The 25278-nt window shown below is 38.0% G+C and carries 22 protein-coding genes; 6 read left to right on the plus strand and 16 right to left on the minus strand.

Annotation, left to right across the window (positions count from 1 at the left end; translation table 11 throughout):
- Nucleotides 1–161: 161 nt before the first annotated feature.
- From PUH65_RS00005 to PUH65_RS00035, 7 genes are all read right to left on the minus strand, one after another.
- Nucleotides 162–2063, minus strand: coding sequence for a hypothetical protein (locus PUH65_RS00005; RefSeq protein WP_305517805.1), 1902 nt, complete (start codon nt 2061–2063; stop codon nt 162–164).
- Nucleotides 2053–2697 (minus strand): hypothetical protein, encoded by a 645-nt coding sequence (locus PUH65_RS00010; RefSeq protein ID WP_305517806.1) that lies wholly within the window; start codon nt 2695–2697, stop codon nt 2053–2055. Before PUH65_RS00010 ends, PUH65_RS00005 begins: the two co-directional genes overlap by 11 nt.
- A gap of 338 nt (nt 2698–3035) precedes the next feature.
- Complete coding sequence (locus PUH65_RS00015; RefSeq protein WP_305517807.1) at nt 3036–3341, minus strand: hypothetical protein; 306 nt, start codon at nt 3339–3341, stop codon at nt 3036–3038.
- A gap of 18 nt (nt 3342–3359) precedes the next feature.
- Nucleotides 3360–3956, minus strand: a complete 597-nt coding sequence (locus PUH65_RS00020) for a hypothetical protein (protein WP_305517808.1) — start codon at nt 3954–3956, stop codon at nt 3360–3362.
- Complete coding sequence (locus tag PUH65_RS00025; RefSeq protein ID WP_305517809.1) at nt 3943–7041, minus strand: class I SAM-dependent DNA methyltransferase; 3099 nt, start codon at nt 7039–7041, stop codon at nt 3943–3945. The genes PUH65_RS00020 and PUH65_RS00025 overlap by 14 nt, the downstream gene beginning before the upstream one ends.
- Before the next feature lie 196 nt (nt 7042–7237).
- Nucleotides 7238–7498, minus strand: a complete 261-nt coding sequence (locus PUH65_RS00030) for a hypothetical protein (RefSeq protein ID WP_305517810.1) — start codon at nt 7496–7498, stop codon at nt 7238–7240.
- Nucleotides 7499–7500: 2 nt separating this feature from the next.
- Entirely contained in the window at nt 7501–7908 is a 408-nt protein-coding gene (locus PUH65_RS00035; RefSeq protein ID WP_305517811.1) for a DUF6530 family protein, read from the minus strand.
- A 164-nt stretch (nt 7909–8072) separates the two neighbouring features.
- On the opposite strand from PUH65_RS00035, the gene PUH65_RS00040 reads away from it, so the two are divergent.
- Nucleotides 8073–8222 (plus strand): hypothetical protein, encoded by a 150-nt coding sequence (locus tag PUH65_RS00040; protein ID WP_305517812.1) that lies wholly within the window; start codon nt 8073–8075, stop codon nt 8220–8222.
- 152 nt (nt 8223–8374) lie between these two features.
- Here the strand turns inward: PUH65_RS00040 and PUH65_RS00045 are convergent, their stop codons facing one another.
- Entirely contained in the window at nt 8375–8788 is a 414-nt protein-coding gene (locus PUH65_RS00045; RefSeq protein ID WP_305517813.1) for a helix-turn-helix domain-containing protein, read from the minus strand.
- An 11-nt stretch (nt 8789–8799) separates the two neighbouring features.
- Nucleotides 8800–9180 (minus strand): helix-turn-helix domain-containing protein, encoded by a 381-nt coding sequence (locus PUH65_RS00050; RefSeq protein ID WP_305517814.1) that lies wholly within the window; start codon nt 9178–9180, stop codon nt 8800–8802.
- A 973-nt stretch (nt 9181–10153) separates the two neighbouring features.
- Here PUH65_RS00050 and PUH65_RS00055 point away from each other — a divergent pair.
- Genes PUH65_RS00055 through PUH65_RS00065 form a run of 3 tightly spaced genes read left to right on the plus strand, consistent with a single transcriptional unit; the run spans nt 10154 to nt 16998 of the window.
- Nucleotides 10154–13165, plus strand: coding sequence for a SusC/RagA family TonB-linked outer membrane protein (locus PUH65_RS00055; RefSeq protein WP_305517815.1), 3012 nt, complete (start codon nt 10154–10156; stop codon nt 13163–13165).
- A gap of 10 nt (nt 13166–13175) precedes the next feature.
- Nucleotides 13176–14555 carry a RagB/SusD family nutrient uptake outer membrane protein gene (locus PUH65_RS00060; RefSeq protein WP_305517816.1) on the plus strand — a complete coding sequence of 460 codons (1380 nt, stop codon included), beginning with the start codon at nt 13176–13178 and terminating at the stop codon, nt 14553–14555.
- Nucleotides 14545–16998 (plus strand): S9 family peptidase, encoded by a 2454-nt coding sequence (locus PUH65_RS00065; RefSeq protein ID WP_305517817.1) that lies wholly within the window; start codon nt 14545–14547, stop codon nt 16996–16998. The genes PUH65_RS00060 and PUH65_RS00065 overlap by 11 nt, the downstream gene beginning before the upstream one ends.
- A 35-nt stretch (nt 16999–17033) precedes the next feature.
- On the opposite strand, the gene PUH65_RS00070 is transcribed toward PUH65_RS00065, so the two are convergent.
- From PUH65_RS00070 to PUH65_RS00080, 3 genes are all read right to left on the minus strand, one after another.
- Nucleotides 17034–17312, minus strand: coding sequence for a DUF6520 family protein (locus tag PUH65_RS00070; RefSeq protein WP_305517818.1), 279 nt, complete (start codon nt 17310–17312; stop codon nt 17034–17036).
- A 25-nt stretch (nt 17313–17337) separates the two neighbouring features.
- Nucleotides 17338–18858 carry a MauE/DoxX family redox-associated membrane protein gene (locus PUH65_RS00075; RefSeq protein WP_305517819.1) on the minus strand — a complete coding sequence of 507 codons (1521 nt, stop codon included), beginning with the start codon at nt 18856–18858 and terminating at the stop codon, nt 17338–17340.
- A gap of 263 nt (nt 18859–19121) precedes the next feature.
- Nucleotides 19122–19349: a hypothetical protein gene (locus PUH65_RS00080; RefSeq protein WP_305517820.1), complete on the minus strand. Its 228-nt coding sequence runs from the start codon at nt 19347–19349 to the stop codon at nt 19122–19124.
- A gap of 272 nt (nt 19350–19621) precedes the next feature.
- Here PUH65_RS00080 and PUH65_RS00085 point away from each other — a divergent pair, with 272 nt between their 5' ends.
- Both PUH65_RS00085 and PUH65_RS00090 read left to right on the plus strand, forming a co-directional pair.
- Nucleotides 19622–21316 carry an AraC family transcriptional regulator gene (locus PUH65_RS00085; protein ID WP_305517821.1) on the plus strand — a complete coding sequence of 565 codons (1695 nt, stop codon included), beginning with the start codon at nt 19622–19624 and terminating at the stop codon, nt 21314–21316.
- A 32-nt stretch (nt 21317–21348) separates the two neighbouring features.
- Complete coding sequence (locus tag PUH65_RS00090; protein ID WP_305517822.1) at nt 21349–22209, plus strand: RteC domain-containing protein; 861 nt, start codon at nt 21349–21351, stop codon at nt 22207–22209.
- A gap of 200 nt (nt 22210–22409) precedes the next feature.
- Here the strand turns inward: PUH65_RS00090 and PUH65_RS00095 are convergent, their stop codons facing one another.
- From PUH65_RS00095 to PUH65_RS00110, 4 genes are all read right to left on the minus strand, one after another.
- On the minus strand, nt 22410–23093 hold the full coding sequence (locus tag PUH65_RS00095) for a hypothetical protein (protein ID WP_305517823.1): 684 nt from the start codon (nt 23091–23093) through the stop codon (nt 22410–22412).
- Between the two features lie 588 nt (nt 23094–23681).
- The gene (locus PUH65_RS00100; RefSeq protein ID WP_305517824.1) at nt 23682–23900 is read right to left on the minus strand and encodes a hypothetical protein; all 219 of its coding nucleotides are present in this window, start codon (nt 23898–23900) and stop codon (nt 23682–23684) included.
- The gene (locus PUH65_RS00105) at nt 23897–24301 is read right to left on the minus strand and encodes a DUF5675 family protein (protein ID WP_305517825.1); all 405 of its coding nucleotides are present in this window, start codon (nt 24299–24301) and stop codon (nt 23897–23899) included. Before PUH65_RS00105 ends, PUH65_RS00100 begins: the two co-directional genes overlap by 4 nt.
- Before the next feature lie 2 nt (nt 24302–24303).
- Nucleotides 24304–25062 carry a hypothetical protein gene (locus PUH65_RS00110; protein WP_305517826.1) on the minus strand — a complete coding sequence of 253 codons (759 nt, stop codon included), beginning with the start codon at nt 25060–25062 and terminating at the stop codon, nt 24304–24306.
- Between the last annotated feature and the right edge of the window lie 216 nt (nt 25063–25278).

The following is a 25278-nucleotide window of genomic DNA, read 5'->3' on the forward strand; positions in this document are numbered from 1 at the left end:
GCAATTATCAAAAAAACATTTATTGCTACAGAGCGCAATGCGATGCAATCACGCAGCAGCGAGGGGAAAATCACGCTATGTTGAAAACGTCACGGATTGCAAATCCGAGACATCGGGAGTTTTACTCTATTAAAATCGTTAATAATTAAATATGTTAACTATTAAAAAGCAATATTTTTATACAATATGACTACAATAAGAGGAATTATTATAATTAATGAAATTATCATCCACCAAAACTTCCATCCTGTTATTAGTGATTTTGGATCAGAAAATAATAATTTGATGGAAATAATGAAGTAGAATAAAACAAAACCTATCACTGCAATTGAAGGGATTATTGTAGCAATTGAAAAATCAGAAGCATTTGCTAATGTATTACCAGAACTTAAGATAAAGGTTATAAAACCAGCATATAAACCTATGATTGTAATTATATTATATTGATGTTCTTTTACCTCCTTTTTAAATTCTTGTTTAAAAGCTTCCCTAATATTTTTAGGGACAATATAAAATCTTATTTTTTCTGCATAATCATCTAGATTTACCTTACTTTCCTCACAACCCTCTAAAAGTCTTTCATAATCACTAGGTAAAATATATTGGCTATCTGAAAATTTAAACGAAACATTATCAAAACATTTATCAATTTCAATATAATAAGGCATTAACTTGTACTTTTTCGCAGTTTGAATTTTAGACTTCAAACTTTTCAATGTACCGCTTGCACTCAGTAAAATTTTTTCAATCAAGTTTTCAAAATCTTCATCATCATTGTTAATTTTAACTTTATTCCTTTCTATATTTCTAAGAAAAAAAAACAAATGTTCCAAATGATTCTTATACAACATGAAGTTGTCTAAATGTTTTGGCTCTAATTTTTTAATTTCCTTAAAATGACTTTCAATAGTTTCAAAACTTTTCTTTAATTCAGTAAAAGAAGGGTTTTCTTTGTCTTTCAATGAATAAATAGCATAGTGCGCATTTATCCTATACTCACAATTGTTAATGAGGTTTGAAGCTGTTTTATAAACAATAGAGTTGGAATTATTTACAAAAATCTTAAAAGGTAATTCTAAATTATCTTTATCATCAATTATTTTTCTTATCCGTTGTATAATATTTTCAAAACTTCTTTTTTCTTCATACGTAATACTTTTATCACCAAATTCTACTTGCTTCAAGTATTTTTTTACTCTTTTAGTGAAAAAATGGATATTATTGACATTTACTTTTTTAGTATCAAAGGAATTATTTGATTTAAAAAGTTCACCTACATATTTAAATTCTACTATTTCATCATTAAAATAGTGTTTCTCAATTATTTCACAAAAAGATTTCCCAAATTCATCTTGTAAAAGTTCGAGTTTAATGTCATCAAAAGTTGAATCATTAAAAATTAAAAATGTTGTTTCAACATTACTGTCTTTTTGTTTTCTACTGTATAATTTATAAATCAGTAAAGAACATTTCAATTTTAGCATCTTAAGGATTTCATCGTAACCCATTAAAAGCTTTTTCTTGATAGCAAAACTTAAATCATGGTGAATCCTTCCCAATTGCCCTAATGTATCATTATCAGCACTATACCCTTCATCAATAACCGCTAGTTTTATACTCACACTAAAAATCCAAAAAAAATTGTAATCATCTTGTTTTCTAGGATAAATATTTCTATTCATCTCAATATTCAATATTATATCAGCATATTTCTCATTACATCTGTTTGTTATATGTTGATTAAGGTACAAATATTGATTATAAGCATGGTCAAAATTATATTTTTCTTCTTGATCTAGTTCATAATTTAAATTGTCTATTTCCTCTAAAATCCTTTTAATTAACTTTAATTTTCGTGAACAATCAAATAAATAATATTCTCCTCTAGCAATAGATAAAAATAAATCCTGATAAGCAGTGCTCCACTTTGTATTTATTTCAATTTCAATCGCTTCATTTTGGGTATTTTGATTGCAATTCTCAATTAAAGACTTAATTTTAATTAAAGTCCTACTCGTTTTTTCAAGAATTGTTTTCGTTTTTTTTATATGCCTAGTCTCCATGAGAATCTTCTAATTCAAATTTTTCTTCTAGACTATCATTAAATGATGTAAAATAAACAGATTGCGAGATCACAATATTAAATAACTTAACAATAATACTTTCCTCCTGAATGTTTTTACTTTTAATAAATTTTTGAATTACTTCAAATGCAGAATTTTGAATGGTAAGTTTTGCAAGTACTGCGGAATTCAGGATTGCAAAGTCATCATATCGCCTAGCAATAAAAAACTGAATACTATAATTAATGATTGCAATCAAATCTTTATCTAAATTGAAGGTTTGATTAAAAAAATTATCATCAAGAATAAGATTGCCATCATTATTAAATTTCAAATCTAAACTCAATTCATTATAAAGAATAAATTCTACATCTAAGTTTCCTATAACAACTTTTTCATTATTTCTTGCAATAATAGGTAAAAAAGAATTTTTAAAAATTCCATCTTCATTTAAAAAAAAGTTCTTTTTCCCATTAGCTATTGTGATTATGTACGGAAGCATTAAGCATTTTGACAAATTAAAATTATTATGTTCATTAAAATACTTAATGTCATTTTCAGCCGCAGAGTGATATTTGTTGAACTCTACTGCAACTTGAAAAATTATATATTTTATAGCGTTAATTTTATCCATTACCGAAAATAAGTTTGCAAATGTATTAATAATTATATTAGTATCTAATATGTAACCAAATCTATGCAAATTTGTTGTACAAAAAATAAAAAAGAATTTTAATTACAATAGAAAAGCTCTATCACTTATCTTAAATCAATTACAGATAGTTTTAATAACTCAAAAACCACTAGTGGAAATCAGCGAACTTTCACGAATTCCTTCCTCTGTACATCATTACACATCGCACATTCTACATACATTATAGCAATATTTGTATCCAATTAATCATACGACAAATATTGCGGCAGCGGTGGTCAATTACATCCACATTTGCACATATTGAAGAATAGCAAGTCTTAAGATATATTTAGTTTATCAAATAACACTTTATTTCTCTCTTTGGCATTTTTAATTACCTTTTTGAAAGGTATTACTTCTACATATGCTTTATAAGGTAATTCATCAGAATTGCAGAACCTGAAATACCCTATTCCATCGGGAAACCTGCATGCTTGATATAAGATTTCAACGCTCTGAATGTTCACTTCATTAATGAACAAAGGGTAACCTGGAGCCATATTAGATAGGCCCCCAAACCTGCCATCGGTTTTAGCAAACGTAATACTGTTGGATTTCTGATATTCTCTAATACTTGGATTCATAGTGCTAAATTAAACATTTTAGATGGTTCCAAAGTTAAAAAACATATGCTTCAATGTTCCTATTTCAGCGTGATGAGATTCAAAATAATCTTTCAGCAGCTTACACGATTTTTGCTCTAAAGTTTCAATATTTCTTCCGTCCTTTTCTAACAATGAATTAATACCTTTTAGTGTACCGTCGATGTCGCCTTCAAGTACATAACCCAACATACATCCCATTGGATATTTTTTAAAAATAAACCTATCCATCCCTTCGTTTATATATCCTCTTTTTAGCTTCGAATCTGCTTTTTTAAGTCGTTTGGCTTCACAAAAATATTTATATTCTAAATTTCCAGAAATAGTAGACATTCGTAAGTCAATTCTAGATAGTTTATTTGCAAACCCCTTTTCCTTCTTTATATTTTGAGGTAAATAAAACTCTCTAAAAGGTGTTATGTTCCATTTTAATCTTTGGGGGTCTGCATCTATTTTTTCATACAATTCTTGTGAAATATCATTTTCTTCCCAATTTAATTGTATTATCTTTTCAGATAAAGAAGTGTTGTATGCATCAACAAGTAACACAAAGCATTGATTTTCAAAGCCTTTTTTGTATATCTCACTTAGTTTCATCGTGAATTCCGTTTAAGATTTCAAGAATTAACTCCGATGCATCTTCAAGAGCCATTGATTTTGACCAAAACCTCCGTTGGTTTGGACGAATGATATAAATATCATCTCCTTTTTTATAGTTCAGTTTTTTTCTGAAATAGATGTTTGTTGCTTTCTTCTCCCATAAACATTTGTCTAATTGTTTCAATTCTTTATCAACATTTTCTTTTGAAATAAAAACATCTTTTTTTATATTCTCGTGAGAAAGTTTTATCATCATCAAAGGCGTGAACCTATTAATGGAATAGACGGTAGCATTTGCAAATAAATCCTGCCCGTCAAGAAATTCGGTAAGTTCAACACTCATTGTTTTTCCGTATTCTGTTATCTGCTCTGGAAGAACAGAATAAAGTGCAATTGATTTTTCTTTATTCTCGAAAAGGTCGATTGAATAGTTAGTCAAATCATCAATAGCCCATTTGTCAGAATCGGAGAATAAAAATAAATCTTGCAAAATAATTTTATTGATTTCTGATTCAACAGGTTTTGTTTTTACAAAATCAAAATCATCTTGAATCAATTTTATCAACTCATCAAATTTTAGTTCTAATTTTAAAATGACTTTCTTATTAATGTCTATTGGCATCGGAAGAGTCAATGTTTCATTGGATTGAACTCTTTCTCTCTCAATGCCCCAAGATGCAGATGTTAGTGACAAGTAATATTTAGCAAATGAGGAATTAATTAAACTACACAATAATTTTAATATGAAATTATTGTGCTGGTCTATTGACGAGATACTGAAAGCGCCTGTATGATAAGATTTGTAATCTATCCAACTTGCACAAAATTCTTTATTCTTTAGACCTTCTTTTATAATCAAATAAGGTGGTTTGAAAATATTTTGATTGATGCTCCTATATACTTTTTGAGAAGGTGCTTCCGCCGATTTTAATGTATAAAATCGTTGAACTTTCCTAAGATTAATAACCTTGGAAGGGCTAAATGTTTTATTCTCTTTTAGCTGTTTTTCTGTTGGAGAATGTAAACCTGAACCAAAATGATATTCCTCCTTATTATTTTCTAAGAATTCTCCAATTGACGTATTGAATTTTTCAGAAACTCTATTTATTAGTTCCCAATCATTCATTCCTCCCCACATTGCAATTTTCCAAATTTTGGTGTCGGGTTTCTGACATTCTTCTCTTGGAAGGTATTTTAAGTCTGTAAAATCAATACTTAAGCCATCAATTACATTGGTTTTAATGTATGTTTTTGGAGCGTAGTAAGCAATTTTATCAGACGCTTTCTCTGGTTGTTCTCTCTGATAAAACACAATACTAATCGGTCCTGTCGCATCGCCAAATAATTGTCCACCAAAATTTTCATTTGCGTTTCGAAGAATAGAAAAGTTAAAAACTTTTTCTACATAGCAATCATTGAATAGCCATTTCCTGAAACTTCGGTAAGTTCCTCCTGTGTTGGTTAAAACTTTAGTGTTGAATATTAAAGCTATTTCACCATTAGGACCAAACTTTGTTGCTTTATGGAGAAAAGGCAAAACCATTTCTTTTGCCAGTTTTTCACGTTCACAATATTCTCTTAAATTTTTATGCTCACTCTGTTTGTCATTCTCTTCAGAAAGAATTTTGCCAAATGGCGGATTTCCAACGATAAGTTTAAAATCCTTTAGTTCTGTATCTTCTGATAAATCTGCAATCGTATCTCTACAAAATAAATTGTTTCCTGATGCTTTTAACAACTTATCATTAGGATTATTGATAAGGTTTGGCAAACGATGCTTTTTCTTTTGCCATAAATTTTTTGGATCTAATTTATCAACCAACGCCAAATACAAACTAAATGCCGCTACTTTTATGGCTTGCGGATTAGTTTCAATTCCAAAAATATTTTCTTTTAGTAACTTAACCAGAGTGTCGAAATCCGGTTTTTCTTTGTGTTGGTTCTCGTAGCGTTTTACCAATCGCTTAAAGCTTTCCACCAAAAAAATACCCGAACCACAACTTGGATCCAAAACTTTGATATTATAATTTTTATCCGTTTTATTGATTGGCAACTTTTCATTCAGAATGAACTCTACCAACGCAGGAGGCGTGTAATATGTTCCAGTTTTTTTCTTTAATTCAGGGTCAGTTTTGAATAAAAAATTTTCATAAATCTCACTCAGTAATTCAATCTGAATAATGCTGAAATCAAACAAACGCCAATTTTCAAACAATTTAGTTTGTGGAGTATCGTCATTACCACTAATGAAGCACTTTTGTATAAGTTGTAGTTGCTCGACAGATATTTTTTCGTCTTTTTCTAATGTAAAAACATTTCCGTTAAAATCGTCTTCCAATCGTTCATACAATTGGTAAGTAGCTTTTACATCATCTAAAATATCAAAATAGGACTGTGCTCCTTTTTTGATTTGACCGTATAATTTTTTGTCCGTTGCTCCTCTGTCTTCAAGATATAACAGGAATAAAGAACGAAGTATAATTTTATGAATGAAATTAATTTCAAGCCCCTGCTGTTCGAGCTGATTAGCGGTATTTACTAAACTATCTACCAAATATTTATCAACTCTTTTTTGTAAATTGATTTTATCTCTGATAAATCGGGCTTCTTCCAAAGTCCAAATAATTCCAGAATCAACAGCAATTCTTGAAAACAGTTTGTTGAGTTCTTCAAACTGCTTTTTGTCTGAAAATTGATACGCTTTTATTTCAACGTTTTGAAGTTCTTTTTCGTAATCAAAATCCACTTTGGCTTTAATGAGTGGTTTTTCAGAACAGTTGTAAATACGAATTTCGGTTTCGGAATAAACATATAAGAACAATACTTTTTTATAATTCCATATTTTCCTGTGAGTATCGGCAATTACTTGCAACGTTTCTACATCAAAAACCTTTATTTTTTTCAAAAATATGGCAGGAAAACTATTGCCGTTTTCATCTGTATTGAAATAGATTGAATTAACTCCAAATTTACGAACTTGGTCAAACACAATAGCTTCACTTTCCAAGAGTTTTTCACCCTTAGAATTTCCAGATTTGGCCCTGTCTAAGCCAATTAAATTTATTAGTTCTTCCCCCGTCATTATTTTAATTATCTGTCACTATCAAATTCTTGCCTAAAATACAAATTCTAGTCTGCAAAGATATTTCTTTTGATAAATATATTATTTATAAAGTTAATCAAATTAAGAATAGGAAGATTTATGAAATTTTAATAATAAAAGATTGTTGAAAATTTGGTAACTTTTTGAAAGAGGTATGAAACTAAAACTTGGTTATTTAATCTTCAGTTTCTCGTAAGAATATATATCTTATTCTATCAGCATCGTTTTCAGGATCAATTCTAATAGATTCTACAATATATTTTCCTGACTTTAACTCACGTTTTTGAAAATCTTTTAGAGCTTCGCTATCTAATCTGTAATAGTAAAGCGAATAATCAAAGATATCATTTTCCGATACATTGATATCCTCATCAACGATTTGATAAAATCTAGATACTTCATCTCCAATCTTTGATAAATGTAAACAGGTTTTCATAATTATTTTTTTAAAAATTCTTTTAATTTTCCGTGTAGTTCTTCAAGTCTCGGTCGTAGAAAACTTTCATCGTCATTATAATAATCTTTAATTAAGTTTACTTTCGATAAATCATCGACTTCTTCTCGTAAATTACTATTTGGATAATCGGAAGTTATATCTTTCAAAAAACTTGCAACAAGCAAAATATTTAAATCTATACTTCTATGTAACGCAATTTCTTCACTCTGTCTGCTCCATTTTGTAGAAGTGTGTCTCCAAACTTTTAAAGAAATTTCATCAAAATCATATGGTGCAGTTCCAATTGAAAGTGCTTTTACATCTATATTATTTTTGTATTGAGCGTCAATTTTATCATAATCATTGACACTGATAATTGGTTTGTGACCTAAATATTTTGGTGAGTTCATCTAATAAATAGTTGATTATAAAATTTCTGTTAAATTTCAAATATACAAACTCTTACCGTTTACGATCCTCAAAAAACCCATAAAAGGGTCTTTTAACCCTTTGTAATCTTCCCAAAAACCTCTGTTTCTTTCACTTATACTTTATATTTGCAAAAACCAATCTCATGAAAACCCTAAAAATCTACAACATTATCGCAGTACTAATCATCATCTTGCTTTGCGCCTGGGTCGTACAACTTCAAAACGATATAAAAGAAACTGAAAAAGCCCTACAACAATGCTCAGATCGATATTATCAAGAAATTGCGAAGTAGAATTCCGGTACCCGGTATCAGAATTGAACTGGGACATCTTGTATAAAAACAAAAACCCCAACGCTCGTCAGGATTATACTTCAATTCTGTATTTCGTAATGTCAAATTCAAAATCAAATAATGCTCTCGGTTTTTTTAGTCGAGATAATACTTCATTCATTTCGGCTAATATTGTTCTTAACAATTTCTAGTAAATCCTTTCTTGCTGCCTGCAACTGTCTTTCAAACATTTCAATAGTTTCCTTTAAGGGGTTGTTTAAGGTCTCTACATTGGCTACAATGTTTGATGCAGTTACACCACAATTATCATAGAAATTATTGGTATTGTATAGTACTTTATCTTCTGTAAAATCGCGTAAACCTTCAAAAGTAACACCCAATGCAATTGCCACTTCATTTAATTTCTCGTCGCCAATATTTTCCGCTTGTTCAAGCTTGGAAATGGCTTGTTTGGAAACACCAAGTTTTTCTGCTAAGTCAGATTGCGTAAACCCTCTTAGTTTCCTAACGCGTTCAATTTTTCGTCCTCTTTTTAGGCTAGCTTTATTCGTGAAAATTTCAGTCATGTCGGAGTTGTTTAATTGTTATTTTTACTTTTAAGTATTTCTATCTTTTCTTTTTCACTTGCTAACAGCCGTTCATACAATTCTACAACTTTTTCAATCGGACTAAAGACTTGATGGATTCCATGTGCATGTTCAGTTATTGTAGTGTTATCCACTTTATTTTCAATGCTGTAAAATGCCTGACTCTCGTTGAATTCCTTTATCACTTCAGCTGTAACATTAAGTATTTTAGCAATCTGAAAAATAATTTCATCATCAATAAGATCAGAATTTTCTATTAACGAATATTCTGCCTGGCTTATTCCAAGCTCAATAGCTACCGCGTCTTGCTTAAGACCCTTTAGATTTCTGAGAAATTTAATATTAGGGCCAATTCTAACAGCTTTTTCCATAATTGATAATTTTTATTACAGCAAATATATTAATAAAAGTCAACCTAATACAAATAAAAGTCAACCTATTTTATTTTTTCGCACGAATATTAATTCATTTCTTTGTATTAGTACAAAATAATGCTTAGGATTCTGGGTCATAATGATCATTTCCAAGTACTAACGGTCTTTATTTCATTATTATTTTAAGTTTGACAGAACAATGAAAACTTTGTAAAAAAACAAGAATCTCCATATAAAAGATAAAATTTTTAGTATGGATATGCATGGTACAGTGGTGTGCAAAACCATTGCAGCTTACGAGCTTCGCGGGAAATCAGGTTAATACAATGACCTTTCTATAATTCTATCTTTTTCACATAACCAAACATGAACAGACTCCTCTTCCACTACAACGATAGTTTTTAGAAAAGAGAAACATTCTTATCAATTTTTTCAAAAGGATTTGTCTTTAGCGGGAAAGTGACCCCACTGTAAAAAGTGTTTCTACACGCTTTCCCCTAAGACGATCCGAGGTTTCATTCTTTTTTCCTTGATGAAAAAAGAACCAAAAAAATCAAGACTTGGATTTATTTACTAAAAAATTGAGATTTCTTCTAAGAAAATCCCCAAACTCGGGCGGAAAGTCTATGGGTTTTTGTGTACATCATTTTTTGCCGCCACTCAAACAGAGGGAATTTTTAGGCGGTAATAATTTAGAAGATTTGTTTCGGAAGAAATCTCAATTTTTCTTAACGCAAATAACTCCTAGGTCGAAGGTTTAAAATTTAAGGCAAGAGTTGAGAATTAAGAGAAAGAATAAAGAGAGAATGAATTAAAGCCTAATGTGCGGAACAATTCCCCATTTAGTCTATCATCTTTTTTCTTTTTTCTATCATCTAAAAAAAAAGCCCTTTCCCACCGTCGACAAACCACAGGAAAGAGCGGTAACAATTATCAGTACATAAATGAACTAAAAATCTAAAACAAAACTATGAAAAAAATCCTATCCAACATAGGAGTTGTTTCCTGTTGCCTGATATTTTCTGCGATTCATTCGCAGGCCAAGGCACAAACCCGTACTGTTACGGGAACAGTAAACGACAAAGAAAAACCCATCGGCGGAGTAATCGTCACGCAAGAAGGAACGAACCAAGTAACTACTACTTCCTCCTCGGGAACGTTCAACCTCCAAATTAGTGGCGAAAATCCCATACTCATTTTCCGACATCCGGAGTATGCAGAAAGAAAAATCACCACCAATGGGAAATCCACTTTTACGATTTCTCTTACAGAAAAAGTAAAGTCGATTGAAGAAGTGGTACTCAATGCGGGGTATTATAACGTCAAAGCCCGAGAAAGTACTGGCAGTATCGCAAGGGTTACAGCCAAAGATATTGAAAACCAACCAGTCACCAATGTACTCTCTGCGGTGCAGGGCAGAATGGCAGGCGTAAGCATCGTACAGAACACAGGTACTCCAGGAGGTGGGTACGATGTACAGATTAGAGGAAGGAATAGTCTGAGAAATATACTGAACAGCAGTACTAACGGCAATCAGCCAATGTATATTGTGGATGGAGTCCCGTGGATTGGGAAGTTGCCTTCTGCATATTCCATCGGAGTTCTTCCCACAAGCAATATCAACCCACTTAATGCCCTGAATCCTGATGATATCGAAAGTATTGCCGTGCTTAAGGATGCAGATGCTACCGCCATCTACGGAAGCCGTGGTGGTAACGGAGTCATCCTGATTACGACGAAAAGAGGCAAAGCAGGAGCTGTACGCGTGACTGCCAGTGCTGCGACCTCCTACAGTACAGTAGCTGGCAAACTTAAGATGATGGATACTCAGGAATATTTAAGCATGCGAAGGCAAGCATACGCCAATGTGGGAACCGTGAATTATCCTGCTAACGCGTATGACATCAACGGAACATGGGACCCTGACCGGCATACCGACTGGCAAAAAGAACTTATAGGAGGAACAGCAGAGAATTTTAGCGCACGCGTTGCAGTGTCTGGCGGATCAGAAAAGAACAGTTTCAGTATCAGTGCAGGACACAACGACCAAACTTCAGTTTTTCCAGGAGACCACCATTATAAGATAAATACATTTACCAGCAGTTATACCTATCGCTCTCAAGACGCACGCCTTGTCGCAGGTCTATCTAATTCATTTTCATTCACCGGCAATAACAGTTTAAATCAAGATATTACCGGCAGGGCAATTAGCCTATCACCGAATGCTCCGGCATTATATGACGCAGCGGGTAACCTCAATTGGCAAAACAACACTTTTAATAATCCACTGAGTCAGGTGAATGCAAGCTATTCTAACAAAACCCAGCTCATCAACCAAAACCTTAATCTTGTTTATCGCCCGGGGGGAGATTTTTCCATCAAACTCAATACAGGATTTACCCATCAAGAGCTGGAAGAATTTTCACTTTCGCCCAATACCATGTATATTCCGTCATCGGCTTCAAGTACCAGTCCTGCCTATTCCTCAGCAGCGCGCGCAACAGGCGCGGTGCTTTCTTACTTAGCGGAACCACAAGTGGACTGGAAGAAGAAGTTTGCATTACATGAATTGAATGTCCTAGCCGGAATTACTTATCAGCAAACCGAAACAAAGTCATCTGCGATGAGAGGAACCGGTTTTGCAAGCAATGCACTGCTCCAGAATATAGCAGCTGCAGCAACCGTGACGATCTCACCGTTTATCGACAACGAATACCGTTATGCTGCTTTTTTCGGCAGACTTAACTACCAGTTTGCCAACCGCTATATTGTAAACCTTACTGCCCGTAGAGACGGATCGAGCCGTTTCGGACCCAACAAAAAATTTGCAAACTTCGGCGCTGTCGGCGCTGCATGGATTATCTCTGAAGAACGTTTTATGAAAAACATACGCTGGCTGTCCTTGGCCAAGATAAGAGGAAGCTATGGACATACAGGAAGCGATGCTGTGGGTGACTACCAGTTTACGGATACTTTCACACTGTCCACGTCGGCTTATAACAATATTCCGGGCCTCTACCCTTCCCGTCTCTTCAATCCGGACTATTCGTGGGAACGTACGGACAAAATAGAATCAGCTGTAGAACTGTCCTTTCTGCGTGACCGCCTAACCCTTACTGCTGCATGGTACAGAAACAGATCCTCCAATCAGCTAATCGGCATCCCTCTTTCCACCGTTACGGGATTCAGTTCAATACTTGCAAATCTCGATGCGACAGTAGAAAACAGCGGTATCGAAGTTGATTTTGGAAGTACACCGGTCAATAATAGTAATTGGAAATGGACAGCGGGATTCAACATCAGTATCCCTAAAAATAAACTTCTGGCATTTCCCGATCTGGAAAATTCATCCTATGCGAACACGTATATAATTGGTGAATCAATTTATACGGTCAAGCTTTTTGACTATCTCGGAATCAACCGTAATACTGGCCAATATGAATTCAGGGATTTTAACGGTGACGGTAAAATTACCACCCCAGACGATGCCAAAGCAATAAGAACCCTTGGTCCGGAATATTTCGGCGGGCTTTACAGCACCCTCAAATATAGGAACATCGATATTTCTGTTCTGTTTCAGTTCACAAAACAACAAAACTGGAATTATTACAGAACAATGGCTGTTCCAGGTGGAATGCTAAATCAGCCTAATGAATTCCTGGATGTATGGTCAGCTGAAAATCAGGACGGTATTATTATGCCTTACACGCCGGGAAATCATGCTCTAACCAATACCCTCACGGGAAATCTGAGAAACAGTATTGCAGCAGTAGGAGACGCTTCTTTTATCCGTCTCAAAAACATACAGCTAAACTACCGATTACCCCTTCGAAACCCGCCTATACGCGAAGCGTCAGTATACCTGCAGGGACAGAACATCTGGACATGGACTAAATATTTCGGCCTAGATCCTGAGTTCATCACTTCGGGTTATCTACCTCCACTAAAGACCTTCTCTCTAGGATTTCTCATAACCTTATAAACATCTACTAATGAAAATAAAAAATATCACCTATATGGCAGGTATTTTTACAGCAGCCTTTACTTTGTCTGCATGTGAAGATGCCTTAGAAGTATCACCCCCTGTGAATCAAATCAGTTCTGCACAAGTATTTGAATCGGTCAGTACAGCTGATGCCGCCTTAAGTAACCTCTATGCAGAATTTCAGGCATATTCTCTGTTAAGCGGAGGTGCAGGCGGAGCCGGAGCATTGCTCGGCACCTACACGGATGAACTGTATTCTTATGGTATCAATACACAGAATGCAGAGTATGACCTTTATAACAATACGCAAATCGCAACCAATACAAGGATTAAATCAGTATGGACAAATGCGTACAAGGAGATTTATATGGCAAATGTTATTATAAACGGGGTTAAAGTTAGTGCAGGCATTACAGAAGACGACCAAAGAAGAATTCACGGGGAGGCGCTGTTTTTACGTTCACTTGTATATTACTACCTGACCAGCATATTCGGTGACATCCCCTATACCGTTTCCACAGACTATTCAGTGAATCAGAGTCTCGCGAAAACTGAAGAAGCGGAAGTCCTGATGAAAATCGAAAATGACCTGCAGCAGGCCGCCCTCATGCTGAATGATTCGTACAGAAATAACGAACGGATATATGCCAACCGGAAGACGGCAGAACTTATCCTGGCAACAGTAATGATGAAACGTTCAAAATGGCAGGAAGCAGAAGCCCTTTTGCGCGGCATCGTGCAAAACCCGGTTTACGTGTGGCAACCCGACTTGACGAAAACCTTTAAAACTACAGGAAAGCATATCCTGTGGCAGCTTAAACCGCTCAAAGCAAATGATGCCACTCCCGAAGCGCTGCTCTTTTATTTCATTACTGCAGTCCCTAATACCTATACACTTTCAGATAACTTATTCGCATCATTTACCTCTAATGATCTCCGGCGACAGGCTTGGATTAAACCGCTGCTGATTAACCAGAAAACGTACTATCGCGCCGACAAGTATCAAAAAACAGTAAATAATACTGATGAGTATTCCATTGTAGTTCGGCTGGAAGAAGCCTACCTCCTACTTGCGGAAAACTTGGCGCAACAAAACAAAATTTCTGAAGCACTACCTTTTCTCAACGCAGTGAAACAGAAGGCTGGACTAGCACCTTTACCGGATACTTTAACTAAACAAGAACTGGTGACGGAGATTATCGATGAAAGTTGCAAAGAGTTTTTCACCGAAAAAGGAATGAGATTTCTTACCCTGAAAAGAAACGGCAGACTCAACAGCCTGATCCCGTATAAAACCAACTGGCAGCCTTTTCACCAAAATTGGCCGCTGCCTGCATCAGAATTGCTTGTTAACCCCCGCTTAAAACCCCAAAACGATGGCTATTAAAATCTTATTTATCCTTATACTGACGACGACACTACTGTCCGCTCAATCCGGTGAAGATCGGAAGAGAGTTGGCTTTAAAGGTAAAACGTATGAGATGTCTTGGATTAAAAGTTCGCCGAATCAGAAATACATTTCCTTTCAGAAGACTTACGAATATTCAAGCGATACTCTTGTACTGCTTTCTGTTGATAAACCAAACCATATTGTTTACCAAACCGCAGGGGTATATCCCATCTCCATAAAATATTCGCCTAAAGGATATCTGTTTATGAGCGGAGTTGCAAATGCCCAATACCTTAAGTTGCCAGATCTGAAACCTACCCTATGGTCAGGCATTTCAAAGGCCATTTTCCTTGAATCGTATAACCGCATTGCGATACTTCAGAACGACATGTTGCAAATTTATAATGAGGAGGTAGAACTGCAGGAGGAAATCAGGGACGTTACTGCTGTAGAGTATAAGGAAGGCCGTCTGTTCTATACGAAGAAAAGGGGTTCCCGCTGGATACTCGCGGAGTGGTCTCCACAAGTCACAAAGAACCTATATACGGCTGAGACCTCAAAAATACGCGTTGGTTTTTGTGAGGGAGCTGAACTCATTATTTATGAAAACAATCCAGCGAGCGGAAACGCAGTTATCCACTACCTGACGACGGACGGAGAAAAAGAGGCAATCTGGCAGAACGAAGCGGGATATGCTATTAAAAGACCCGCGGTAGTCTCGAAAACCAGCCCGAATCACTTCTTTGTGAGCCTGGCAGTGGAGCAGACTAGAGAGCAGAAATCGTCCGTCGACATCTGGTACGGGAACGACAACAATCTGGGTAAAAAGTTTCAGAACAATGTGGTGTTAAAACATTTTATCTGGAATACCGCAGACAATTCCGTAAAGGAGCTGGACGCATCAGAATTCCCGAAACAGATGAACGTGGGAAATCCAAATTATCTGCTCGCTCTAGACCCTGCACTTCATCAGGATTATACGCATGAACGCATTAATTACGAAATTCACCGGTATGACATCGCCAACAACACCTATGATTTTCTGGGAAAGACTGGCATCTATAATTATTTAGACAGGGAGGGAAGGTTTCTTCTGTCATATGATAATAAAGATTGGGTTCTGTACCGTATCGATACTAAAGAAAAAACCGTTATCCCAGCCGCCGCCGGGTCTAAACCTTACTTTGCCCGAAACGGCTTGCAGATCCTTTTTACCGAACCCCACCTCGCTGTTTACGATATCAAGGAGAAAAAACTCCGCCCCACCACCCTGCGAGCGGGGTACGAAAGCACAGCGGTTAATATAAACAAGGCAACCATAGGAATTGAAAATATGTTTTACAAAAATACCTATGATGAGAAAGAACCACTGCTGATTAAAATTACCAATCCTGACACCGCAGAGCAGGGGATGGGTATTTACCATAAGGGTCGGTTCCGAGAACTCTACACTCCCTCTATTGATTTTGTGAATATGGCAACGCTGATGCCAGATCAAAAAAGTTGTATGTATTTAAAAAGCAATTACAACCGCCCTTTTGAACTGACACTGAATAAAGGCGGGCGGGAAAGCGTAATTTTTAACAGCAATCCGCAGGATAAAAAATCAAAGGAGATCAGACAGGAGACGATCAGTTTCACCAATTCTAAAGGAGTGCCGCTGAAAGGGATACTATTTTATCCAACAACTTACGATTCACATAAGAAATATCCGATGATTGTGGGTATTTATGAAATGCTAAGAAGCCAGGTCAACCGTTATTTGAGGGATGGATTTTCTGGTAGGATTGAAGGAATGAACATAAGACACTATTTGAACCGCGGTTATTTTGTATATCTACCGGATATTGTTTACGACAGCAGAGGACCAGGAAGATCTGCCTTGGATTGTGTTGAAAGTTCACTCGATGCTTTACAGACTCTTTCCTCCATCGATTTTCAAAAAGTAGGCCTCATGGGGCACTCGCACGGTGGCTACCAAACCAACTTTATTGCGACGCAAAGTACACGCTTTGCGGCCTACTTAAGCGGATCGGCCAACAGTGATTTGGTGCGTTCCTATCATTCTTTTAACTATAATTTTGTGAGTCCTTTTTTCTGGCAGTTTGAAGAGCAACAATACAGAATGTTTAAATCTTTTGCGGAGGATAAGCAGCTGTATATTGATAACAGCCCCATTTATCATGCAGAAAAAGTATCCGGTCCGATATTGTTGTGGGCGGGAACCAAAGATGAAAATATAGTGTGGGATCAGAGTATGGAATTTTATATGGGTTTGCGCCGCAATCATAAAAAAGTGACCGCTTTATTTTACAAAGGTCAGGGCCATGATTTTCAGGATAAGACCAACAGGGAGGATCTATATACAAGAATCTCTGAATGGTTTGATTTCCACTTGAAAAAAATCAACAGCGAATGGATTAGTATACTGTACCATTGAAAAAGGATGTCCTGATGGACATCCATTTTTGTTAATTATTTGACTAAAATTTCCCTGAGCACGCTTGGACAACTCGTACCGTTCAGGTCATAGAGCGGCTCCGGTCCCATACCCACATCCGCGGTACAGATAACCTCTCCTTCGGTATCGCAATCTTTCTGTGCATTAACACATTCAGGTTCAGCACCAGGATGAAAAGCGTAGCCTGGGCGAACTGCCTTGGCGGTGTCTTTTGCGGTATGTGTGGCATACGCGCTTCCTGCTCCTGCCAGCATAACAAATGCCGGTAAAAGGAACGTTTTTAAATTTTTCATAATATAAATATTAAAGTGATGATGCCTACTCTGAAAAAGGTTTTCGGCTTCCCCTTTTGATGAACTGCTCGGTCACCGTCTGCGCAAACCGGTACCGTACCATTTCATCACCCGACAGTACAAAAAAGTACGTGTCAGTCACTAACATTCGGGACAGTCTATGTTTACCGCGGTGCTGTACATACATGCTGCCCCAGTATCCTGCAGGTGATGTCTTGTAAATATCCACCACCGCATTTTTTTTCCACTGTGTTCTGGATTCGTGTCTTCCCATCAGACCAGACTCGTTGAATATCAAACCGCCATGTACCGTCATGTTCCTGTTGACAAGTAAGGGAGGCTCCGCCAGTTTCTTTCTGCCGGCCGGAAGTGTTAACACTTTTAAACGAGCTTCCGCCACAGTGTCAATCGTCTTCATCTGACCTTTTAACTGTCCATATTTGTTGAATTGCAGGATCTGATTCCGATAATAAAACAGATAGAACGGAATGCCTGTTTCTTTGTCATACACCAACTGTCCGTCGGCATCGAAACCTCCATCCGCTTTTGTGGTGAGCAATGTGCTGTGAACCCTTATAGCTGCCGGCTCCCCAACAGTTATACATCCTATCGATGTTCTTTCGCTTTCAGCATCTTTAACCCGCAGCAGAAATTGACTTGGAGACACAACTGCCATCTGATCAAAATAAATATCTTTACTGCTTATTTCCCGAAGCGGTTTCGCAAGCGAATCGACGGGAGATGAGTAAATCACAGGAACCGCCCCGTCATGTGCGTAGAGCATCCCGTTTTGTACGGTATAGATTAGGCTTCTAAACCGGTGATTTGTTGCAGGGACCAGATCGAGCGTATCGCTTTTCTGAAGGGAGTAATCCATTCTTATAATCCGGAAAGGGGTGCTGCTGTTACCCAGATAGATAGTATTTCCTGAAATGCCTGCAAAATAATAAGAATTTACTTTGAGGTCCAAAGATTTTTCTTCTATGATAGGATGATGAGGAAACCGCCTCGTAAAATTATTCTCCTTTTTCATGATATACTCAGAAGAAAGAAACAGGGCGACCATGCTGCCCGCTGAAAACACTGCGATGAGTGCCGCTGCAGCGATACGACTCCAGCCGTGCGCCCGTTCTTTCCCCATAAAAACACTTGTTGTTAATGCCAAAACAACGCACACTCCATTGAAAATCAAATGTTCCCTCCACCCCAATTTCTCCAGAATTCCTCCACAGGAACATGGTACGAAATCACTGTAGTTCAGAATCAAATAAATATAAACGGTAAAAGCGACCATCAAACCAAACGAAGCATACAACCCCACTCGTCTTACTTGGGGAAAAGCGAGTACGCCTGCAATCACCAATTCCAACGCAATAACCCCATAAGAAATAAATCCTGAATAGGCGCTCAACAAAGGCGACTGCGCCAACTGAACCTGAAAATTTTCAAAGTCCCGCATTTTACTCACTGCCGCATATACCAACAGCACCATAAAAAAATACGACACCACCGTCACTGCTACTTTACAAATTGCTCTCAAATTCATGACATTACGATTTTATTATTAAATAACCCCTTAATTACCAGCATTGTGAGGAGTTGAGAATACCACAAATAACCCCAATATCCATCAATCATACACCACCCTCTCACCCCCTCCGTGCCAGCATCCACACTACTTTCTTCCCATGATACCTCGGAACAATCTGATTCTTCGCAAACACAGCGCTCGTAGATACGGGCCCCACAATCTCCCACGCTCCGTTGCAAGGGCAAGGTTCTCCACTCACAGTGGTAACCGTGATCTCTTTAATCATTGCCCCCCGTACCCCTCCATTGTGACAAATCCTTTCGGGGTGGCTCTGGATCGCCACTACCATGAGAAGAATTTTCAGGTAAGGAATCCTGCGGCACCCCTTTTGCAGCAATCCCTTCTTCTGAAGTTCCTTGTGAAATGGGATTAAAACGTAGATCATCGCGACATGACACCGTAATGATTAATAAAAAAATGCTTAAAATTGCGATTGACTTTTTCATAATAATGATTTTTAAAAGTTAATCCAGCGCTGGTTTTTTTGTTATAGAATTCTACCCCAAAAGTAGCAGGAGAGGCGCTCCCAAAAAAGAGGTAGTGGCAATCAAAGATGTTGACCGACGTCTTAATACATCATGAATTCCCATCTTTTTACGTAAATATTCATGGTAATCAGTACTTTTTATGTAAATTCGACTACAATAACCGATTATGATGATGCAGCACGAAAATAAAGACTGCTTTGTGGTGTTAACTTTTTAAAAAGTGGGGGAAAATGTGTAGAAACATTCTACTTTTGGGCATAAGCATGCTTTGGAGCGCAGTCTGCACTGCGCAAAACCCTGTTGTGAAATACTACAAAATGCAGGAAGCATATAGTGATTTGGCAGAGAATGATATAACCGCCCTACCTTCAGTTTCGAAAAGCATCCAGTGGGCCAAGAAAAACCACAACGACAAACATTTATTGTATGCTTATCAAGATGCTGCCTTCTATTCTCCGACTCGGGAACAAAAACTGAAATTTATGGACAGCAGTGTTCACACTGCTCAGAAAACAAAAGACGCCTCATTAATAAGCAAGGCATTTCTAGACCGCGGGATTGTGTATTACTTTAATTATAGGCAATTCGATCAGGCACTTCAACAATATCTCCTTGCTGCAAAAAACGCCGAAGACACCAATGATGACTATTTGAAATTTAAAATAAAATACCAGATTGGGGTAGTCAAAAGTTATTTGGGTTATAATCAGGAAGCAATGCAGTATTTTCAGGAATGTCTACAATTTTTTGCCAAAAACCTCCAGTCTCACCTACATCCTACCGTCCAATTCAATAATACCCGGGGCTATCTCAACACTATTCATCAAATGATTATCTGTGCCCGTCACTTACAGCAATGGAAAAAAGTCGACCAGTTACTGCTTCTAACCTTCCCCTATCAAAGTGACCCAACATTTGAGCAGGAAAAAGCATACTTTTTAAAAGAACAGGGAATTGTCGACCATCAGCAGGGCAATTATGAAAAATCCATACAATTACTTTCTGCGGCAAAAGAAAAACTTTACAATCGAAAGGAAGAAAACCATTTGGCAGTAGTCTATTTTTACCTTGCGAATTCACATCTAAAGAGAAACAACATTCCACAGGCTTATATTGATCTTCAGAAGGTTGATTTGCTTTTTTCTCAAAATAAGACCATGATCCCCGAAGTCCGAAAATCCTACGAGTTGCTTTTAAAAAACAAACAATTCTCACTTTCTCCGAATGAACTTTCCCACTACACAGATCAATTGCTGAAAGCCGATAGTATTTTGCACACCGACCTCCCACACCTGTCTTCCACTATTTACCGAGAATATGATACAAAAAGTCTACTTGGCGAGAAAAAAAAGTTGACGCAGGAAAAACAAACAGCCCATGATTTTCTGACCATTCTTTATGGCGTCGTTGCCGCAGCAATCATTTTTCTTGTCCTAATGTGGTGGCGACAGAAAAAAATCACCGAAAGTTATAAAGCATTACAACGAAAACTAGAAATTAGTGACCATCAACCTCATACTAGTATTATAATAGAATCTGGTCGAAAAATGTCATATCCCGATAACGTGGTCTTGGATCTCCTGCAAAAACTGGATGAATTTGAAGATAAAAAATTGTTTACAGATATAAATCTCACTGCAGATAAAATGGCAAAACTTCTGAAAACCAACAAAAACCACCTTTCTTTCGTCCTCAACGAACATAAAAAAACAAACTTTCATAATTATCTTGGAGTCTTGCGCATTAATTACATCACCAACTTGATGAATACAGATCCTGCATATTTAAAATACAGTACCGTAGCTCTCGCTCAATTATGCGGGATGAAATCTCGGCAAAATTTCTCAAAACTTTTTTATGAAATAAACAAAATAAGACCTTCAGACTTTGTAGAAGAAAAGAGAAAAGAATTAAAAGCACCCTAAAGCCATTACCACTTCCCTTAAAAAAGCCTTTTATGCATTCCAGTCATTTGATTATTCAAACCAAAACCTTGTGGAAAACACTTCAAAAAACACTCCAGCAATTACAACTCGACAAAAACAATCCGCTGGAATACGCCCAATATGCCCTCATGGAAACCGATGAAGCCATCCGCACCATCAAATCATGGGTCATCACCCACGATTTCGACTGCTGGGAAAGCGAAATCACTTTCTTTAAGAACCTGAAACCGCTCTTCACTTCCAAGTTCATCTATTACTCAAAGGTGATTACCCTGCTGTCCTCAATGCCCCATTCGGGAACCAAAGTACAAAAAAGGCATCTGGAAAGCGAATTCGACTATTTGAATTATTTCTCATTGGAAAATAGAGACTTCATCAGTTATTACCGCCGCAAAGCCACCTACCTCGATCTTAAATATTTCATGCGTTTCAAATACGACCTCGACGTTAAGTTAGCCCCTGATTTTCACAACTACGACGAAAGATTCTCCACTTCCCATGACCATCTTATCGCCACCATTCTGGCGCATGACCAGTACGAACTCTTTCTGAAAAAGCAACTGCAGCAACTTAAAGAAACACCAACCCCAGAACCTTCTTCTTCGACCAGTGGTTTGCAGTGGACCGCCCCAAAAGTTGCCCTCACCGAACTGGTCTTTGCCCTGCATCACACCCACTGTTTCAACGGTGGCAACACTTCGCTCTCCGAAACCGTGAAATGGTTTGAAGAAGCACTCAGCGTAGATCTGGGAAATTACCACAACACCATAGCCGAAATCCGAAATAGAAAATCAAACCCCACGAAATTCTTAAAACAACTCAGCGACAACCTTACTGCCTATCTTGAGAAAGATGACGGGATTCCTTTGTGAGAAAATCATGCCGGTTGCGCCCGGTGAGACCACCCCGGCATTTCACCTGCGGTGAAGCGCCGCCACTCCAGCGGAGGGGAATGAGGGCGGGTTTCTTTGGTGGGAACGGTTGTGGGGAGTAGTTATGAAGAAAGTGGAAAAAACTCCCACTTTCTTTATTTAGTTCTCACCGGCTTGTGGGTGTGGAATGTGATGTCTGATTAGAGGCTTTCCTGTGCAGTTTGCTTTTCCGGTGATTCCTGAGCCTTTTCCAGGAAGATACCTTGCAGGGAGTCTTTACCGGCAATAAATATAAAATTGGTGTATCCTTTTTTTGCCCTGAACTTCTTTTTGATGACGACCTGTGTTTTTTGATCTGCGAGAGTCAGGGGGTAATCGTGGCGCCTAAAATCACCTGTCATTAGGTTTATCTGTAGTTCTATGAGTGAAATATCGGTACGGAAAGGATTTATTACTGCCTCCATTTGTGAGCCCCGAAGTGTTGCAGTCAACAGTTGAGGAAACTTTCTACAGTGATGGTGAAATGGGAACCTGTTAAAGAGTGTTTTTCCTTCCGCAGTCTCCAGACCACCTTGTGGAGTTCTGCTACCGAAAGGCGCCGCATCGCAGTTTTTGACCTGAATAATCAGTGCATTGATCCTTTGGTAAAGATACGGCTGTTCTAAAAGCCGGCATTCCTGTTCCAGTGCATTTCGCAGGTGTTTGGAGATCATTGCTGCGGTGCCGAATTCTGTGGCGTTCAGTGCGTTTTTTTTCATGCCTTCTGTTTTTGGTCCTTTGTGAGGAGTGGGGAGGCTGCGCCGCATCTGTTTGCCGTTTCGTACATAGTACACATAGTCTCCGAGTTTTCCGTGCAAGTTGCCGTTGATATCTACTTTTGCCATTTTTTTTGATTTTTAAGGGTTATTTTTTTTTGATTTTGATGCTTGTATTGTTATAAGATGATTTCTTTTACTTTTTGCTTGATCTTTTATGTTTTTTCAATGGAATCAGTGAACCATTTTTAATGGTTTGTCTTGAAACAAAAAGTAACAAAAAGTTCAGGACTGGATCTTTTTGCCTCACCGATTTCTATTGTTTTTTAATGGAATCGGCGAACCTTTTCGAGGTTTTTCTTAACATAAAAATCTCCTAAGTCGGGGGTTTTATAGTAGAAGGTTTTTCTAAAAGGAAAGATTTTATAAGTTGTGTGGATTTCATTTTTTTGTTTTTAAGAGTTAGACTGTTTGTTTTTTTGTGGGTATTTTAATAAAAGCCTCCCCGGAGGGAGGCTGGTTCCGTTTGGTTTTATTTGAATTTCTTTCTGAAACGGATCAGGAGAAATTTGACCGCAAGGGTGAAGAGGTAACTCGAGATTCCTCCGAGGCCTGCCAAAATGATGGTTTTGAGGACCTCCGCACTTTCAATCTGCAACAGTACAATGAGTGCCATGCCACTGAAGGCACTGATGCGCTGTGAACTGTCGAAGTACATCATGGCTGTGCTTCGTTGTTGACGGCCGTCTGGCTGATGGCACTGGCGAGGGCGCCTGCGAGGGCGAGATACCCTGCTGCTGTTATCAGTACTGCCGGCAGTGTGACCGGTGCCGTGAGGACCGCTCCACTTACTGCGGTGAGGAGGAGTCCGGCATTCCTGATTTTCCGGAAAAACCTGGGTGTTGGCTCCTGCACCCTCTGAATGATGTTTTTCATTTTTCAGCGTTTTTGATGGTTAGCGTGATTTTGTGTCCGTTATCCATGAGCGGATAAAGGAGTTCTTTCATTCTTTCCAAAGCAGCCCGTGACGAACTGCCTTTTCCTTCGCCGGTATGCCGGAGCACCGGTGCAATACATCCCCTGAGTTCTTTCGCGGCATCATTGGCCGCATGAAAAAGGATGTATTTCCTATCGGGAACCTCCATGACTTCAAAATGGGATTTGAATTTTGGGCTGCAGCGTTTGCGCAGTCTGTAAGTTCCGGGCGGAATGCATGAAATCCGTGGTTGGTTGTTCTTCCAGGGGAGTTCCACCGTTTTACAGAGTTCGGTCTCCTTGAAGAGGAGGATTCCGTTGGTTCCTTTCGGATGTGCTGTTCTGATCAACTGAAGTTCCATGGTTATGGGGTACCTGAGACGTTTACAATCTGGAGGGCATTATACACTCCGTTTTTCAGTTCGTAAAAAGTACCGTTGACTTCCTGATAGAAATTGATCCCGAATACCACAAAGAGGGGGTTGACCGAATTTGCGGGCAGGCTGTTGGTCAGCTGTACGGCTGTGGTCGGCAGGGTGTCGATGAGGAGCACCGCTGTGGCATTGTTTTCGGTAACAAATGTTCCGTTTTCGAAATTGATGTCCATGGCAGCGGCCACCAATTTGTAATGAGTGCTTCCAGCGGGTGCACCGAGGCTTTCGGTTGGAATGAACGGTTCTATTTCGACCGCTGTGCTGCCCGTCACGCGGTCTAAGGTAACCGTAAACGGAGCTGAGATGGAATGTTCCAGTTTGCCGTGGATATTGAACTCGAATCCCCGCAGCAGTTCCGCTTCACCATCGATGACATTCCGCAGACCGCGTGGGTTAATGGCGTCCAGTTGTATTACTTTGACCATCTCTCTGGTGAGTCTACTGACGATCCGGCGGTCTGCCGAAGTCCGGAGCAGGTTCTGAATAGAGGCTCGCAGGACTTTACCTGCCTTTCCCGCTCTGCCAAATTCTGCCATATTTTCCCGGGTTCTCTGAAATCTGGGATCATTGCGGAGGCGTTCTGCGGTGATTCCTCCTTTCTCACGGGCCATGTAGCCGTCTTTGGTACGGTAGAAGGTGATATCCCCCATGGTACCTTTCAATTTAATAAGACCTTTTTGTCTTGCCATTTTGTTTCGTTTTAAAAATTAAAGATTCAGCTGTTGAGGTACATCTGTTAAAACCTGGTGTGATCACGGGGCAAAATTTGGTATAAAATTCACATCAAACAAGTGTTCATGCCGTTTTCGGCTGTTTTTGCCGATAAAGGCATTTATTGCCGGATTGGGTCATTTCTGCTGTTTTTGCCTAAAACGGACGGATCTGCCGATCTGATTTTTAATGCT

Source organism: Kaistella sp. SH40-3, assembly GCF_030686865.1.
GTDB lineage: Bacteria > Bacteroidota > Bacteroidia > Flavobacteriales > Weeksellaceae > Kaistella.

Excerpts from the sequence above, each read along its gene's own strand:
- PUH65_RS00110 (WP_305517826.1), bottom strand. The coding sequence starts at position 25,062 with ATGGCAAGACAAAAAGGTCTTATTAAATTGAAAGGTACCATGGGGGAT.
- PUH65_RS00005 (WP_305517805.1), bottom strand. The coding sequence starts at position 2,063 with ATGGAGACTAGGCATATAAAAAAAACGAAAACAATTCTTGAAAAAACG.
- PUH65_RS00025 (WP_305517809.1), bottom strand. The coding sequence starts at position 7,041 with ATGACGGGGGAAGAACTAATAAATTTAATTGGCTTAGACAGGGCCAAA.
- PUH65_RS00060 (WP_305517816.1), top strand. The coding sequence starts at position 13,176 with ATGAAAATAAAAAATATCACCTATATGGCAGGTATTTTTACAGCAGCC.
- PUH65_RS00030 (WP_305517810.1), bottom strand. The coding sequence starts at position 7,498 with ATGAAAACCTGTTTACATTTATCAAAGATTGGAGATGAAGTATCTAGA.
- PUH65_RS00065 (WP_305517817.1), top strand. The coding sequence starts at position 14,545 with ATGGCTATTAAAATCTTATTTATCCTTATACTGACGACGACACTACTG.
- PUH65_RS00100 (WP_305517824.1), bottom strand. The coding sequence starts at position 23,900 with ATGAAAAACATCATTCAGAGGGTGCAGGAGCCAACACCCAGGTTTTTC.
- PUH65_RS00090 (WP_305517822.1), top strand. The coding sequence starts at position 21,349 with ATGCATTCCAGTCATTTGATTATTCAAACCAAAACCTTGTGGAAAACA.
- PUH65_RS00010 (WP_305517806.1), bottom strand. The coding sequence starts at position 2,697 with ATGGATAAAATTAACGCTATAAAATATATAATTTTTCAAGTTGCAGTA.
- PUH65_RS00040 (WP_305517812.1), top strand. The coding sequence starts at position 8,073 with ATGAAAACCCTAAAAATCTACAACATTATCGCAGTACTAATCATCATC.
- PUH65_RS00045 (WP_305517813.1), bottom strand. The coding sequence starts at position 8,788 with ATGACTGAAATTTTCACGAATAAAGCTAGCCTAAAAAGAGGACGAAAA.
- PUH65_RS00055 (WP_305517815.1), top strand. The coding sequence starts at position 10,154 with ATGAAAAAAATCCTATCCAACATAGGAGTTGTTTCCTGTTGCCTGATA.
- PUH65_RS00105 (WP_305517825.1), bottom strand. The coding sequence starts at position 24,301 with ATGGAACTTCAGTTGATCAGAACAGCACATCCGAAAGGAACCAACGGA.
- PUH65_RS00035 (WP_305517811.1), bottom strand. The coding sequence starts at position 7,908 with ATGAACTCACCAAAATATTTAGGTCACAAACCAATTATCAGTGTCAAT.
- PUH65_RS00020 (WP_305517808.1), bottom strand. The coding sequence starts at position 3,956 with ATGAAACTAAGTGAGATATACAAAAAAGGCTTTGAAAATCAATGCTTT.
- PUH65_RS00075 (WP_305517819.1), bottom strand. The coding sequence starts at position 18,858 with ATGAATTTGAGAGCAATTTGTAAAGTAGCAGTGACGGTGGTGTCGTAT.
- PUH65_RS00050 (WP_305517814.1), bottom strand. The coding sequence starts at position 9,180 with ATGGAAAAAGCTGTTAGAATTGGCCCTAATATTAAATTTCTCAGAAAT.
- PUH65_RS00015 (WP_305517807.1), bottom strand. The coding sequence starts at position 3,341 with ATGAATCCAAGTATTAGAGAATATCAGAAATCCAACAGTATTACGTTT.
- PUH65_RS00095 (WP_305517823.1), bottom strand. The coding sequence starts at position 23,093 with ATGGCAAAAGTAGATATCAACGGCAACTTGCACGGAAAACTCGGAGAC.
- PUH65_RS00070 (WP_305517818.1), bottom strand. The coding sequence starts at position 17,312 with ATGAAAAATTTAAAAACGTTCCTTTTACCGGCATTTGTTATGCTGGCA.
- PUH65_RS00080 (WP_305517820.1), bottom strand. The coding sequence starts at position 19,349 with ATGAAAAAGTCAATCGCAATTTTAAGCATTTTTTTATTAATCATTACG.
- PUH65_RS00085 (WP_305517821.1), top strand. The coding sequence starts at position 19,622 with ATGTGTAGAAACATTCTACTTTTGGGCATAAGCATGCTTTGGAGCGCA.